Source organism: Streptomyces sp. NPDC043738, from assembly GCF_056436545.1.
The window spans coordinates 63,907-78,276 of the sequence record NZ_JBWKCJ010000038.1 but is presented as its reverse complement, the minus strand read 5'-3'; the positions used below and the strand labels follow the sequence as shown (position 1 = coordinate 78,276).

Genomic DNA, 14,370 nt, shown 5'->3' with positions numbered 1-14,370 from the left:
CTCAAGAGAGCAATGTACGGCCGGGCCTCGTTCGAACTCCTCCGGACCCGCATCCTCACCCAGCCATGAGCTTCACGGAACTACGGTCAGATCCGTTTTCAAAGATTCCCATCAACCCTGCGCAGGTCGGAGGGCGGGCGGCCTCTGGAGGTCCCCGGGCAGGCCGGAGTCGCCGGCCTGCCACGCGGGGTCGGAGGCGCAGGGCCCGGTGGCGCTGCCGGTGAAGTACTCCCGGTCCGGGTACCAGGTGAAGGACATCCGCTCGTCCCCGCCGTCCCGTTGGACGAACAGGTCCCATGCCTTGTCCTTACCGCCTTCCCCGTAGGACGTGACCTCCCAGTCGTCGTCCTTGAGGTGCTGGTGCAGTCGTCGGAGGCTGGGGACGGCTCGGCTCGCGGGCACGTGGTCCAGCGCCCAGCTGTGGCTCATCCGGTAGGCGCCGTCGATGGTCTTGTCGTCCAGTCCCAGCAGGCCCCCGTCGTAGCAATGGCTGGAGCTGAAGGTGTTCTCCGTGCTGACGCCGATCCTCTCGACTCCTGGTTCTACGGTGCGCTTGAACCTCATGACGTCGTAGGCCTCCTGGGAATGCCGGAAGGCGCGGTTCGCCATGTCCTCGGGCGCGACGCGGGGAATGTCCGTCGGCCCCCATGCGAACGGGACGACCAGAACAAGTGCGACAACGACGAGCGCGGCACAGCCCCATTTGAGGGTTCCGTGGGCGGAAGAAGGCGCATGGGGCTCGGTCGGGGCGGTGGTGGTGCTGGCCGGTGCGGCCTCGTCGGGCATACGGGGACGGTATGTCAGCGGGGAAGCCGGCGGATGGGCACGGATACCCGGCAGGGAGTGAGTACGTGTACTCAGGTGGCTGCTCGTAAAGCGGCTCTGGCGGAGGGTGCTCACAGGGTGGATCGCCGGAGTCACAGATGCGTGGGCTGTGGCCTACGAGCCGATGACGGCACGGCTGCTGCGGCAAGTGCGAGTGCGAGTGCGGCAAGGGAGGGCCGTCCGCCGCCTTGACGCGCGCTCCGTTGATGAAGAGTTCGTCAGGCAGGTCTCGCCAGGCCGCGCAGGAGCGGCTTTGGCAGCAGGGACGTAGGCGTCGTGGGCCCGGCTCACGCGCTGTCGTCGTCGGTGGCGAGGAGGGTGCGGCCGGCCGCGAAGAGTCGTGCGCAGCGCTGCACCATGGCTTCGGGTGACTGGTCCGGGTGGTTGACCCACCAGCGGACCAGGGCGGTGCACAGGCCGCGCCAGGCGTATTTGAGGGCGTCGGCGTCGAGCGGGTCGCTGGATCCGGCGGCGTGCAGCAGGTCGGCGGTGCCGATCGCGGCGAGGTCGTCGATGGCGCCGCGGTAGTACGCCGCGCGTCGGGCGGCGTCGCTGTCGGGCGGCAGTGTGGCGTCGTAGAGGACGAACCAGGCCTCGCGCTGCCCGTCCAGGGCGGTGAACAGGGCGTGCAGCACGCGCAGGGAGGTGGGCGGTGCGCCGGAGCCGTGCTTGGCCATCGCGGCGCGGATGGCGTCCAGCAACCGGTCGCCGACGGGGTTCAGGCAGGCGAGGTAGAGGTCCTGCTTGCTGCCGAAGTAGTGGTGCAGCAGTGGCTTGGTGACGCCCACCCGGGCGGCGATGGAGGCCACGGTGGTGGCCTCGTAGCCGTGGCGGCCGAACTCCTCGGTGGCCGCGGCCAGGACCTGTCGTTCGCGCGCGGCCCTGGGCACACCCTTGGTGCCGGCCCTGGAGGGGAGCGTTGTCATGATCCGGATATTACCTTAGGGTAATTTTCCGTTGGGTAAATTGCTCGCCCGGACCTCGCTGGGAGCACACTCATGCCTGCCACCCCGTCCCACCCCGGCACCTCCCGCACCCGCTCCTGGTGGGGCTGGGGCTACGCCGACGCCCACCCGGACGACGCCGAGTGCACCGCCATGGGCGCCCTGCTGCCGGGCACCCTGGCCCGCCCGCTGCCGATACCCCGGGTCGCCGACCTGCCCGTCGCCCGCCCCGGCGCGACACCCCCGCCCGCACTGGCGCACCTGGTCACCGCCGATCCCGAAGCGCGCGCCGCCCACGCCATGGGCAAGGCCTACCGCGACGTCATCCGGGCCCTGCGCGGCCGGCCCGGCCGGATCCCCGACCTGGTCGCCCGGCCGACCGGCGACCAGGAGGTGGCCGACCTGCTGGACTGGGCCGGCGGGCACGGCGTGGCCGTCATCCCCTTCGGCGGCGGCTCCTCGGTGGTCGGCGGCGTGGAGTACCGCGGCGACGCCCACCGCGCCGTGCTGTCGCTCGACCTGACCTCGATGGACCGGGTCCTGGAGATCGACACTGCCGGCCGCTCGGCCCGCATCCAGGCCGGCGCGCTCGGTCCCGTACTCGAAGAGCAGTTGCGGCCCCACGGCCTGACCCTGCGCCACTTCCCGCAGAGCTTCGAGTTCTCCACCCTCGGCGGCTGGCTGGCCACCCGGGCCGGAGGCCACTACGCCACCGGCCGTACCCACATCGACGACTTCGTGCAGTCCCTGAACGTGGTCACGCCCGCCGGAGTCGGCACATCCTGGCGGCTGCCCGCATCCGGCGCCGGACCGTCACCCGACCGCCTCTTCCTCGGCTCCGAGGGCGCGCTCGGCGTCATCACCGAGGCATGGATGCGCCTGCAGGAACGCCCGCGTTACAAGGCCTCCGCGTCCGTGGCCTTCACCGACTTCCACCAGGCGCTGGACGCGGTGCGAGCCCTCGCCCAGTCCGACCTCGCCCCTGCCAACTGCCGCCTGCTCGATGCCGGCGAGGCGCTGTTGTCCGGCGCCTCGCACGACGGCTCCGCCGTCCTGGTCCTGGGCTTCGAATCCGCCACCACCCCCGTCGACGACCGCCTCACGAGCGCCCTGGACCTGGCCCGCGCCCACGGCGGCCGCAGCGGGGCGCCGAGGGCGGACCGCGACGCCCCGGCCGACGCGGCCGTGAGCGCCTGGCGCTCGACGTTCCTGCGCATGCCCTACCTGCGCGACGGCCTGGCCCGTATGGGCGCCGTCGTCGAGACCTTCGAGACCGCCGCCACCTGGGACACGGTTCCCGCCCTGATCGACGCCGTACGCACCGAGGTCGGCGCCGCCGCCCTGAAGGCCACCGGGCACCCGGCCACCATCAACTGCCGTCTGACCCACGTCTACCCCGACGGCGCCGCCCCCTACTTCACCGTGGCCGTCGCCGGCCGCCCCGGCGACGAGGTCGAGATCTGGGACGACATCAAAGCCGCCGCGAGCGACGTCCTGCACCGCCACCGCGCCACCATCACCCACCACCACGCCGTCGGCCGCGACCACCGCCCCGCCTACGACCTCCAGCGCCCGGAGCCCTTCGCACTGGCCCTGCGCGCGGCCAAGCACGCCCTGGACCCCCGATGCATCCTCAACCCGGGCGTTCTGGTCGACTGACGAGATCTCATTCAAGGAGGGCGAACGACGCCCGCTCCTGCCACTTCACGCCGTCGTACACCATGAGGTCGACGGACGAGGCCCGGGATGTGAAGGGGAGTCTGCCGAGCAGGTCGGCCTCGATCTCATCCATCAGCGCATCGTCCTGCCCGTCGACGACGGTCAGATGAGGCACGATCTCGGTGAACTGGCCGCGATAGGGCGGGGCTTCGGGCCACAGGTCAGCGATCACCTCGGTGAGCCGCCGCAATCGCGTGTCCGGCCCAGGAGCGAGATACAGCACCCCCGGAAATCGCCCACAGCTGTCGAACCGCAAGTCAAAGGCATGATGACTGCCGAGCACATCAGTGAGGGCCGAGCAGACACGCGTATCTATTCGGCTCTCGTCGAGGAAGGGAAAAAGCACCGTGATATGTGCCGGTACTCCGGCTCGGGCTGATGGATCGAACTGTTCACGCCACACGCGGACGGCCGGCTCCGCTTCCGGAACCCTGACGATGAGTCCCGTCTGGCCTGCCTGAAACCGGCTGGTGCTGTCGTCTGCCATGACACGGCATGCTGCCATGGAGCCGGCCTTCGGGTCCTCATGTCCGGGTCCTCATGTCCGGGTCCTCATGTCCGGGTCCTCATGTCCGGGTCCTCATGTCCGGGTCCTCATGGTCGGGTCTGAGCGAACCCAGCGCAGCCGGCCGCACCGCGCCGGCGGCGGATGAGCCGTGGAGCAGTTCGGCCAGGTCATGGGGGTGGGCCTGCTCGTCGGTCGGGGTGGCTGCGGTGATCCGGTCCAGTCGGAAGCCCCGGCCGGCCCGCCGTGTGCGGCACCAGGCGATGAGGTACCAGCGGCCGTCGGCGGTGAGCAGTCCGGCCGGTTCCACTTCGCGGTCGCTTTCGCGTCCCGCCGCGTCGACGTAGGACAGCCGCAGCGCCACGTTGTCGGTGAGGGCCCGTTCGACCGCGGCGCGGACCGCGGAATCGGTCCGCGCCGGCAGCGCGACGATCCGTGCGGTGAGTTCGCGGGCCGCCGTCGCGACGGGACCGGTCATCGACGCGGCGATCTTCTGGTACGCCGTGCGGGCCGCACCGGCGTAGGGGGCGCCGGCGTCGGCCGCGGCCAGCGCGGCGACCAGCGCCGAGGCCTCGTCGGCCGTGAAGTGGACCGGGGGCAGGGTCATCGCCGGATCGATCGTCCAGCCCCCGCCTCGCCCGGGTGTGCTGCGCACCGGGACACCGGACTCCATCAGCGCCTGGAGGTCGCGCTGCACCGTGCGCGTACTGACCTCGAATCGCGCGGCGAGCGCCGCGACCGTGAGCGGCCGCGGCGCCGACGCGCGCAGCTCTTCGACCAGCGCGTAGAGCCGAGAAGTGCGGTTCATCAGGCCGACGCTACCGTCCCGCGGTGGCCAGGAACTGCCGCTCACGCTCCAGTTCCCGCTCGGTGACGGTGAGCGGGAACAGGGTGAAGCCGTGCATCGCGCCGGCGACCACGCCGAGTTGTACGGGCGCGCCCGCCGCCTGCCACCGTTGGGCCAGGAATAGTGAGTCGTCCAGCAGCGGATCCTCGGCGCCGACGACGATACGGGCGGGCGGCAGGCCGGCCAGGTCGGCGAAGAGCGGCGAGACCTCCGGGTCGCGGCGCTGCTCCGCCCCCATCCCCGGTGTGAACAGCTCATAGCTGCCCCGCACGGAGTCGGTGTTGCTCATCAGCCGCCTGGCACCGAACAACCGCTGGCTCGGTGTCATCGACAGGTCGTACGGGCCAAAGAGCAGGTGGGCCGCCCGGAACGCGCCGGTGATGCCGTGCCGGTCGCGAAGGCGCAGGAGCGTCACGACACTCAGGTGGGCGCCGGCTGATTCGCCGCCGATCAGCAGCCGTCGGGTGCCGAACTCGGCTGCGGCGTTGGCCACCAGCCACCGGGCGGCGGCCTCGCAGTCGTCGGGTCCGGCGGGGAAGGGGTGCTCCGGTGCCAGGCGGTACTCCACGCTCACCACGGCCAGCCGCGCCCGCACGGCAAGCCGCCACAGCTTCTCGTCCTGCCCGCTCGCGGAGCCGAACGCCCAGCCGCCCCCGTGGATGTGCAGATACACGCCGTCGACGTGGTCCGGCACGAACGTCCGGACGCTCACCCCGCCCGCAACGACGCGGTCCTGGCCGTGCGGCAGTCTCACCGGTGGCGTGTCGCCACCGAGCCGGTTGCGCCGCAGAAGCGCCAGCACGGTGGTGTCCGGCGCTCGCCCTCGGGCGGGGCGGCTCGCGGCAGTGGCCTCGAACTTCTCGTTGAATGCCAGGGTCTCGGCGAGGCAGTCCTCGTCTGTGATCGTCATGGCGTCGACGCTCGCAGCCGTCCGCGACAACCCCCTGTCACCGTTTCCCAGTGAGCTGCGTCACTCAGGTGCGTACGCTCGGCAGCGCGGCAGCGTCTGCCCGGCCGGCGTGAACTCCCCCCGACGCGTGGACTGCTCCATGGGCGCTACGCGCTCGGGGCGAGCACGTCGGTCTGCCATGCGGTGATTCGCCTGAGGATGAGGATGATCAGCACGCCGGCCACCAGGTAGAGCGCCGTGAGCAGGGTGGACAGGTTCGCGGTGGCCAGCACGTCCTGCTCGGTGGCCTGCTGCGCGGCCATGCGCCACTGGATCGGCTTGACGAGCGTGGCGCCCACGAACAACGCCCACCAGGCATTGACCAGGGCGAGAGGGGCGGGCCGCCGGGGGGTGCTGGCCTTCCAGATGTCCGACACGATCTGGTAGGGGTACCACAGGTTGGCCACCGGGGTGATCCAGGCGCCGACCACCCAAGTCCTGGACCGGCGTTGTGCGGCCGCACCGCTGATCAGCTCGGCGTTGATCCGCGTCCGCCACAGCCAGACCAGGAACGCCACGCCGCCCGCGATCCACACCAGGAACGACGGCCATGAGGCCAGCGTCGCGAGGGCATCGGTGTCGGCGGCCAGGAGGTCCGCGTCCGTCGCCGTCCCTGCCAGGTAGTCGTGGACGACGAGGTAGTTGCGCCAGTTGGCCACCGACACCAGTACCTCGCGCACGAGCTCCAACGAGATCAGTAGTGTCGCGGCGGTGGCCGCGCCGGTCACCGGCCTGTGCGGCTGCGCGGCGGCGGAGTTCGCGCTCGTCGGCTCGCCCTGCTGTGCATCGTCCATGGCCATGATTCCCCCGAAGTGTGCGCGCATTATGTGCTGAACACTCTTTGGCGTCGGGATGCTACGGGGCGCGGCCTGACGTGTCTGCCCTTTTTCAGGTCTCTTTTCAGGTCCCTTTCGGGTCCTTTCTCACCCCAGTGCGGCGCTACCCGAGGCCGAACAACCGCAGTGCGCGGAACACCAGCCAGCCCAGCAGGCCCAGCGACGTGACCAGCAGCATGCCTTTCCACAGCGACGTCTGCGTGGCGAGGTGCGCCCGCCAGGCCAACGTCCGTTTGCGCACCCCCACCGATGCCAGGGCGGCCTTCATCGCGCGAGCCACTTCGTGCGTGGGGGTGTACATGATCAACCCTGCCCGAGCGGCTTTTTTGACGCGGACCAGTTGGCGCGCGAGCATTCCTCGCGGCGTCTTGGCGTCGTGCGCGGGCCCTACCGGGTGCACATGGGGCGTCCACTCGGAGTCGAAGGTGATGACGGCGGAGGCCGAGGGATCGCCCGCGGTGACCTCGTCCAGCCGGGTCGGCGCCGGCAGGAGCGCGTCCAGGCGCTGGGTCACGCCTGGCAGTCCGTCCAGCGCCAGGAGGACCAGCTTCCGCGGGGGCTGGGTCGCGCGGGCCTGCTCGATCTCCCACCACAGTCCCTCGCTCAATCCCAGGCGCAGCACGATGAGTTGGGACAGCCCCATCAGTCGTAGGACCACGGGCTGCCAGTCGTCGTGCGGCAGATAGCACCGCGCCGCACCCAGGCGTGGCAGTGGCTCCTCGGGTCTGCCCACCGCGATCACGGGGCCGAAGGCGCCCAATGCCGCCGCGAGTTGCTCCTCCCGTGAGTGAATGCTGACCGGCGCCCCGTCGTCGACCCGGGCCGCGGTGTCGTCGTCGGCGAAGCTGCGCAGGTAGAGCACGGGCCTACGGCCGTCGGCCAGCAGGGCCTGGGCGGCGCCGCGTGCCGAGCGCGGGCGGGTGAAGCGCAGGATCAGGACGCCGGCCCCCAGCGCGGCCAGCCCGCAAGGCAGCAGGAGCACCTGCGTCGCCAACGGCATTTCGCCGCCCTGCCGTTGGGCCATGCTGACCGCCAAGGAGCCGGCCGCGAACAGCCCGTATCCGACGCTGTTGGCCGTCAGGAACACCGGCCGCCGCCACCACGGCTGACGCGGGGCGAACGGGCCGACCACCTCGACGATCTCCGCGACGCCCGACCGGCGGCGACGCCGTAGCCACAGCGCCGGCACGAGCAGCGCCCCGGCGGACGCCGCCCAGTACAGCGCTGTCGTGCTCGACGAGTCGACGTCACGGTCGAGGCCCGCCTGTTCCCGCTCGACCCGCCCCGCCAGTCCGGCGACGCGCTCGCGGGCCCGGGAGACCCGGCCCGCCCGCGCGTCGCCGGTGGCGGAGGAGACCGCGGAACGGCTCTCCCCCGGCGGGGCGTGGTCCTCGAACCACGCGCCGCCCGTACCGATCTCCGCGCGCGCGGACATGTCCCCGTCGGCGTAGTGGTCCAGCGCGACGGTGAACGCGGCGGCCCGCGTGGGGGCGTCGCGGAAGCGCTCGCGGGTGCGCAGGTCCGTGCCCGCGGTGATCGCCAGGTGCAGCGCGACATAGGCCGTGACGACCGCGGCCACCGTGACCAGCCGGGCGAACGCCCGTAAGCGAGAGGTCACCCCCCACCCCCTACCTCGACGGAGCACCGCGTCCGGCGCGGACCGCGTCCCGTACTACCAGCCGGGCCAACCGGCCGTGGCCGGTTTCCGGAAGGGGGTCAGGTGGCGCGCGGGTCGGGCATGAGGCGGTCGAAGGAGACCGGGAGGCGATCCGGGCCGCGCAGGATGGCGTTCTCCCGGTAGGGCGGGGGGTCCGCCACCAGGCGGGGGGATGCCAGCCGGCGGGCGAGGGCGGTCAGGGCGATCTGCGCTTCGGCGCGGGCGAGGGTGGCGCCGATGCAGTAGTGGATGCCGCCCCCGAAGCCGAGGTGGGCGTTGTCGGGTCGGTCGGGTACGAACCGGTCCGGGTCGGGGAAGCGGTGGGGGTCGCGGTTGGCCGCGGCGAGGAGCAGTCGGACGCGCGCCCCCTTGGGGATGGTGGTGCCGGCGATGTCGATGTCGGCCAGGGTGCTGCGTCCGGACATCTGCACCGGCGGGTCGTAGCGCAGTACCTCCTCCACGAGCGGAGTGGCGAGCTCGGGGTCGGTGCGCAGCCGGGCGAGTGCGTCGGGGTGGCGCAGGAGTGCGAGGGTGCCGTTGGCGATGAGGTTGACGGTGGTCTCGTGGCCGGCGATGAGGAGCAGGCCGAGGGTGACGCGGAGGTCCACGGGGTCCATGGGGCCGTCGGGCCCCTGGCCGCGCATCAGGCCGGAGAGCAGGTCGTCGCCCGCGGTGGCGTCGTGGCGTGCGATGAGCCCTTCGAGGTACTCGATCAACTCGCCGCGCGCCTGCTGGAGTTCGCGCAGCTCGTCCTCGGTCTGGGTGTCGACGGGGTCCAGCCCGCGGGTGAGGCGGCGGGCCAGGCTGCCGAAGAGGCGTTCGTCCTCGCGGGGCACGCCGAGCAGTTCGCAGATGACGGTGACGGGCAGGGGGTAGGCCAGGTCGCCGACGACGTCGAGCGCTCCCGGCTGCTCGCTGGTGTGTGCGTCGAGCAGTTCGGTGACGAGTGCGTCGATGTGGTCGCGCATGCCCGTGACGCGCGGGACGAACTCCTCGGTGACCAGGCGGCGCAGCTGGTCGTGCCGGGGCGGGTCCTCGACCAGCAGGCTCTTGCGGATCTGCTGCTGTTGCGGGTTGCGGCGGTCGGCGCTGACGCGCGGGTCGCGGAGCAGCAGACTGATCTCGCGGTGGCCGCTGACCAGCCAGGTCCCGTCCTCCGTGCACACCACCGGCTGCCGGCGGAGCTGTTCGTAGCAGGGGTAGGGGTCGGCGCGGTTCTCGTAGCGGAGGGCCTGGGCGAACAGGACCGAGGCCGTGTGCTGACGGGTGGTGGTGGTCATGGCGGGTCTCCCTTCAGTGGTGTCTCACTGGTGTCCGGCCAGGGCGGACGGGTGGGTCGGCGGGATGGGCGGCCGGCCTGGTGCGGGGGCGGTGGGTTGCGGAGCTGCGGTGGGTTGCGGGATCGCGCCGCGTCGGGGGAATTCCGCGTCGACGGGACGGAGTCGGTCCGGGCCGTCGGTGGCGTTGAGGTCAGGGGGGAAGGGGGCGCCGGCCTCGATGAGGGCGGCGTAGCCGTCCAGCACGCGGGGGCTGTCCACCGCGACGGCGGCGACCAGGCGACCCTGTCGGCCGTAGGCGGCCACGAAGCGCCGTTGGTCGAGCGAGCCCTGGGTGAGGACGACCTGGTCGGCGTGGGCGGGCAGCCCCACGCACTTGAGGTTGACCTGGAACTGGTTTGACCAGAACGCCGGCAGGGGCTGGTGGCTGCGGTGGTCTCCCGGCTCGTGGGTCATGTTGTGCGCGGCGGTACGGGCCTGGGCGACGGCGTTGTCCCAATGGTCCAGTCGCAGCAGCTGCCCGGGGTAGCGCGGGTGCGGCCAGCGGGCGACGTCACCGGCGACGAAGACGTCCGGCACCGGCGTCCCGTCATCGGTCCGCGCCCGGCAGGCCGCGTCGCAGACCACCCCGCGGGAGTCGGCGGCCAGGCCGGAGCCGGCCAGCCACTCGGTGTTGGCGAGGGCACCGGCGGCGACCACGGCCACCTCGGCCGTCACCACCGTGCCGTCCGAGAGGAGCGCGCGCCGCAGCCGGCCGCGGGCGTCGCCCTCCAGGGCGTGGACCGTGGTGCGCAGCCGCAGGTCCACGCCGGCGTCGCGGTACCAGCGGGCCGCGGCGGCGCCGACGACACCGCCCAGTGCGCTCGCCAGGGGGGCTGGGCCGCGCTGGGTCGCGGTCACGTCGAGCCCCAGGTCGCGGCAGGACGAGGCGACCTCGCCACCGGTGAAGCCGGCGCCGACGACCAGCACCCGGCTCGGCTCCGCGGCCAGCGCCGCGCGCAACCGGTCGGCGTCGTCACGGGTGCGCAGCACATGGACCCCGTGCGGGGTGCCGCCCTGCCGAACGGGCCAGGGCCGGGCCCGGGTGCCGGTGGCGATCAGCAGCCGGTCGTATCCGAGCTGCCGCCCGTCAGCCATCCTCACCCGGTGTTCGCGCGGGTCAAGGCCGGTTGCGGGAGTGCCGAGCAGCCATTGGGCGGCGATGTCGCGCACCCGGGGCAGCAGGGTGCGGTCGGTGGTCAGCCAGCCGGACAGCACCGCCTTCGACAGCGGCGGACGGTCGTAGGGCGGGTGCGGCTCGTCGCCGATGAGCGTGAGCTCGCCGGTGAAGCCCTCGTCTCGGAGCGCCTCGGCGGCGCGCAGCCCGGCCAGGGAGGCGCCGACCACGACGATGCGTTCGGGGGCGCTCATCGGGCACGCTCCGGGGTCAGGGGCGCGGGCTCGGTGGCCCTGCCCAGGGTGATGGCCTGCACGGGGCACGCCGCGACGGCCCGGGCGACCTCGCTGCGCGTGCTCGGATCGGGCGCGTAGTCGTACTCCAGCGCCTCCTCGCCGTGGAACCGGAAGACGGTCGGCGCGGCGTAGACGCACTGCCCATAGCTCTGGCAGCGGTTGAGGTCCACCACGAGCCGGGGTGCGTCGGGCGGGGAATCGGTGGTCATTTCTTCGCTCTCCTCCCAGGTCAGAGCGGGTCCGGTGGCTCTAGGGGCCGTCAGCGGAGGCCTCCAGCTGCGCACCGAGTTTGATCGCGATTGCTATTCAGATAGCGACCACTATTCGGACTGTACACGCTATCCGAGCGTTGACATAGTGACCACTATCCAAATAGCATCGACAACATGAGCAGCGAGCTTGACGAACCGGTACGGCAGCGACTGACCCGCGCGGAGGCCAAGGCCCGCACCCGGCGCCTGCTGCTGGACGCGGCGGCCCGGGTCTTCGCACGCAAGGGCTTCACCGGGGCCTCGGTGGAGGAGATCGCCGAGTCCGCGGGCTTCTCCATCGGCGCGCTGTACTCGAACTTCAACGGCAAGGAGGCGCTCTTCCTGGAGCTGATGGCCGAACGCGGTCTGGGCCGTGTCGCCGAGGCGGCCCGGACCCTGGACCGGCACGAGGCGGGCACCGGCGGGGCCGCCGCCGAACTGGGCCGGCTGCTGGTGCACGTCGCCGACAAGGACATCGACTTCGCCCCGCTCCAGGCCGAGTTCTGGCTCTATGCGGTGCGCAACCCCCATGTCCTCGACACCATGGCCGCCGCGCTGCGCGAACCGCGCCAGGAGCTTCAGGGCCTGGTCGGCACCTGGCTCGCGGACCAGGGCGCCCCCTCCGAGGTCGACGCCGAAGCCGTGGCCACGGTGGTGGCGGCACTGTTCCAGGGCCTGGTGCGGCTGCGGCGGGTGGACCCCGACAGCGTCCCCGAAGAGCTCTTCGGCCAGGCCCTGCGCTGGCTGTTCACCGGCATCGGCGCCACCCCCGGCGGCGACCGGGACCACCCCTCCCCCGAGGAGCCGGCGTCATGAACCCGGACCGGCGAGACCCCGCCCCCGCCCGGAGCGTCCGCCGGGCCTACGCCGGGGTCGGCCTGGTCCTGGCCCTGATGTGGATCGGTGAGGGCAACGAGCCCGCCTGGGCCCACGCCGTGCGCGCCACCTTCCTCCTGCTGCTGCTCCCGCCCCTGCTGCTGCGGACCAACCGCCGGCTGTCCACCGCCTTCCACGAGTCCGCGCGCCCCGGCCCGGCGCTGGCCAGGCTGATCGCCGCCCGGGTCCTGATCGTCGACGCGGCCCTCGTCGCCAGTGCCCTCTTCGGCCACCTGCTGGATCCGCACACCCCCGTCGACACCAGGGCGCTCGCCGTCCGGCTGCTGCTGGTCCTGCTGACCGTCCCGCTCCAGATCCGCGCCGCGGGGCGGGCCCGGGCCGCCGGCGTGCACCCTTCGACCCGCCCCACGCTGTCGGCACCCCGGCTGATCTGCGCCAAGCTGAGCCTCATCGCTGCCGCGTTGCTGGTGGAGATGCTCCTCGACCCGTATGTGCCCGACGCCCAGTTGCTGATCGCCGCCGCCATGGCCGTCGGCGTGGCCGCCCTGGGACCCAGGATCCACCCCAGGCTGCTGGTCCCCCGGCCCGCCGACATCCCCCGGGAGCCGAGCCCGGCCGGCTCGGCCGCCTGAACGCGCACGACGACTGCCGAACGCGGCCGCTCCAGGGCGCGTACGGGAAGGTGACGGTGCCGAGGGAGCGCCGTATCGTCGACTCACCTCAGAATCGGCGGGAAGCGTCGACGGGGATCACTGACGGGGGTCGGGGTGGGCGTGCGGAGCGCACAGGCCGTGGCGGGGGACGTGGACGAGGCGGCCGCCCGGCGCCGCGAGCAGCGCGGCTGGTACTGGTACGACTGGGCGAACAGCGTCTACTCGACGAGCGTGCTGACGGTGTTCCTCGGCCCCTATCTGACCTCGGTGGCGAAGGCCGCGGCGGACGCGGACGGCTTCGTCCACCCGCTGGGCATCCCGGTGCGAGCGGGCTCCTTCTACGCCTACACGGTGTCGGCGTCGCTGCTGCTGTCCGTACTGGCGATGCCGCTGGCCGGGGCGCTGGCCGACCGGACCGGGCGGAAGAAGCCGCTGCTGGGCGTCTGCGCGTACACCGGTGCCGCGGCGACCACGGGGATGTTCTTCCTGCGCGGTGAGCGCTATCTGCTGGGCGGCGCGCTGCTGATCCTGGCGAACGTGGGCTTCGTGGTGTCGTCGATGCTCTACAACTCCTTCCTGCCGCAGATCGCCCGGCCCGACGAGCGCGACGCGGTCTCCTCCCGGGGCTGGGCGTTCGGCTACGCGGCCGGGGCGCTGGTACTCGTCGCCGACCTGGTGCTCTACGGCGCCCACGACTCCTTCGGCCTCTCCGAGGGCGAAGCGGTGCGCATCTGCCTGGCGTCCGCGGGGCTGTGGTGGGGGGCGTTCTCGCTGATTCCGCTGCGCCGGTTGCGCGACCGACGGGCGGGGGCGGGCATCGCCACGCCGGGTCCGGCCGGCGGCACCTCGCCGGGCCGGGTCCCGCGCCAGCTGCGGGAGACGCTGGGCGACATGCGCCGCCACCCCCTCACGCTCGCCTTCCTCCTGGCCTATCTCGTCTACAACGACGGCGTGCAGACGGTGATCACCCAGGCCTCCGTCTACGGCTCCGAGGAGCTCAAGCTGGACCAGACGACGCTGATCACGGCGGTCCTGCTGGTGCAGGTGCTGGCCGCGGCGGGAGCCCTGCTGATGGGGCGCCTGGCCCGGCGCTACGGCACACAGCGGACGGTACTGGGCTCGCTGGCGGCCTGGACCCTGACGATCGCCGTCGGCTACTTCCTGCCCGCGAAGGCGCCGCTGTGGTTCTTCGCCCTGGCCGCCGGCATCGGCCTGGTCCTGGGCGGCAGCCAGGCGCTGTCGCGCTCGCTGTTCTCGCATCTGGTGCCGCGGGGCAAGGAGGCGGAGTACTTCTCCGCGTACGAGATGAGCGACCGGGGCGTGAGCTGGCTGGGGCCGCTGGTGTTCGGGGTGGCCTACCAGCTGACCGGCAGCTACCGGGACGCGATCGTGTCCCTGGTGGCATTCTTCGTGATCGGTTTCGTCCTGCTGGCGAGGGTGCCCGTGAGGCGGGCGATCATGGCCGCCGGAAATCCCATACCTGACCGGATTTAGTCCCGGAGGGTGTGGGGCGGTAGTGTACGCCTTTGGCTCACCAGGCGGACCGTTACTGCGCGCTCAAGCATGAAAGGCGTTGGGTGACATCTGCTGCCAGATGTGACAAACCGGGCGCCGGTGG

Annotated in this window: 14 protein-coding genes; 4 read left to right on the top strand and 10 right to left on the bottom strand. The window is 72.2% G+C overall.

The features are described from left to right. Positions 1-111: 111 nt before the first annotated feature. Positions 112-786: a hypothetical protein gene (locus AC0680_RS33895; protein WP_478636608.1), complete on the bottom strand. Its 675-nt coding sequence runs from the start codon at positions 784-786 to the stop codon at positions 112-114. A 326-nt stretch (positions 787-1,112) separates the two neighbouring features. Beyond that, positions 1,113-1,751 carry a TetR/AcrR family transcriptional regulator gene (locus AC0680_RS33890; protein WP_478636606.1) on the bottom strand — a complete coding sequence of 213 codons (639 nt, stop codon included), beginning with the start codon at positions 1,749-1,751 and terminating at the stop codon, positions 1,113-1,115. Between the two features lie 72 nt (positions 1,752-1,823). On the opposite strand from AC0680_RS33890, the gene AC0680_RS33885 reads away from it, so the two are divergent. Further along, on the top strand, positions 1,824-3,428 hold the full coding sequence (locus tag AC0680_RS33885) for an FAD-binding oxidoreductase (RefSeq protein WP_478636604.1): 1,605 nt from the start codon (positions 1,824-1,826) through the stop codon (positions 3,426-3,428). Positions 3,429-3,435: 7 nt separating this feature from the next. Here the strand turns inward: AC0680_RS33885 and AC0680_RS33880 are convergent, their stop codons facing one another. The 8 genes from AC0680_RS33880 to AC0680_RS33845 form a co-directional block, all read right to left on the bottom strand. Next, positions 3,436-3,975, bottom strand: coding sequence for a 2'-5' RNA ligase family protein (locus tag AC0680_RS33880; protein ID WP_478636602.1), 540 nt, complete (start codon positions 3,973-3,975; stop codon positions 3,436-3,438). Between the two features lie 79 nt (positions 3,976-4,054). After that, complete coding sequence (locus tag AC0680_RS33875; RefSeq protein WP_478636600.1) at positions 4,055-4,801, bottom strand: helix-turn-helix transcriptional regulator; 747 nt, start codon at positions 4,799-4,801, stop codon at positions 4,055-4,057. Between the two features lie 10 nt (positions 4,802-4,811). Further along, on the bottom strand, positions 4,812-5,750 hold the full coding sequence (locus tag AC0680_RS33870; RefSeq protein ID WP_478636599.1) for an alpha/beta hydrolase: 939 nt from the start codon (positions 5,748-5,750) through the stop codon (positions 4,812-4,814). A 146-nt stretch (positions 5,751-5,896) separates the two neighbouring features. After that, the gene (locus tag AC0680_RS33865) at positions 5,897-6,583 is read right to left on the bottom strand and encodes a DUF4328 domain-containing protein (protein ID WP_478636597.1); all 687 of its coding nucleotides are present in this window, start codon (positions 6,581-6,583) and stop codon (positions 5,897-5,899) included. 145 nt (positions 6,584-6,728) lie between these two features. Next, entirely contained in the window at positions 6,729-8,243 is a 1,515-nt protein-coding gene (locus AC0680_RS33860; RefSeq protein WP_478636595.1) for a transferase, read from the bottom strand. 98 nt (positions 8,244-8,341) lie between these two features. Further along, complete coding sequence (locus tag AC0680_RS33855) at positions 8,342-9,562, bottom strand: cytochrome P450 (RefSeq protein WP_478636593.1); 1,221 nt, start codon at positions 9,560-9,562, stop codon at positions 8,342-8,344. Between the two features lie 24 nt (positions 9,563-9,586). Beyond that, positions 9,587-10,969 (bottom strand): NAD(P)/FAD-dependent oxidoreductase, encoded by a 1,383-nt coding sequence (locus AC0680_RS33850; RefSeq protein ID WP_478636591.1) that lies wholly within the window; start codon positions 10,967-10,969, stop codon positions 9,587-9,589. After that, entirely contained in the window at positions 10,966-11,220 is a 255-nt protein-coding gene (locus AC0680_RS33845; protein WP_478636590.1) for a ferredoxin, read from the bottom strand. Before AC0680_RS33845 ends, AC0680_RS33850 begins: the two co-directional genes overlap by 4 nt. A gap of 177 nt (positions 11,221-11,397) precedes the next feature. Here AC0680_RS33845 and AC0680_RS33840 point away from each other — a divergent pair, with 177 nt between their 5' ends. The 3 genes from AC0680_RS33840 to AC0680_RS33830 all read left to right on the top strand — a co-directional run bounded on the left by AC0680_RS33840 (position 11,398) and on the right by AC0680_RS33830 (position 14,246). Next, positions 11,398-12,078 (top strand): TetR/AcrR family transcriptional regulator, encoded by a 681-nt coding sequence (locus tag AC0680_RS33840; protein WP_478636589.1) that lies wholly within the window; start codon positions 11,398-11,400, stop codon positions 12,076-12,078. Continuing rightward, positions 12,075-12,731, top strand: a complete 657-nt coding sequence (locus tag AC0680_RS33835) for a hypothetical protein (protein WP_478636587.1) — start codon at positions 12,075-12,077, stop codon at positions 12,729-12,731. Before AC0680_RS33840 ends, AC0680_RS33835 begins: the two co-directional genes overlap by 4 nt. Positions 12,732-12,872: 141 nt before the next feature. After that, a complete protein-coding gene (locus AC0680_RS33830) occupies positions 12,873-14,246 on the top strand; it encodes an MFS transporter (RefSeq protein WP_478636586.1) in 1,374 nt (457 codons plus the stop codon). Positions 14,247-14,370: the final 124 nt, after the last annotated feature.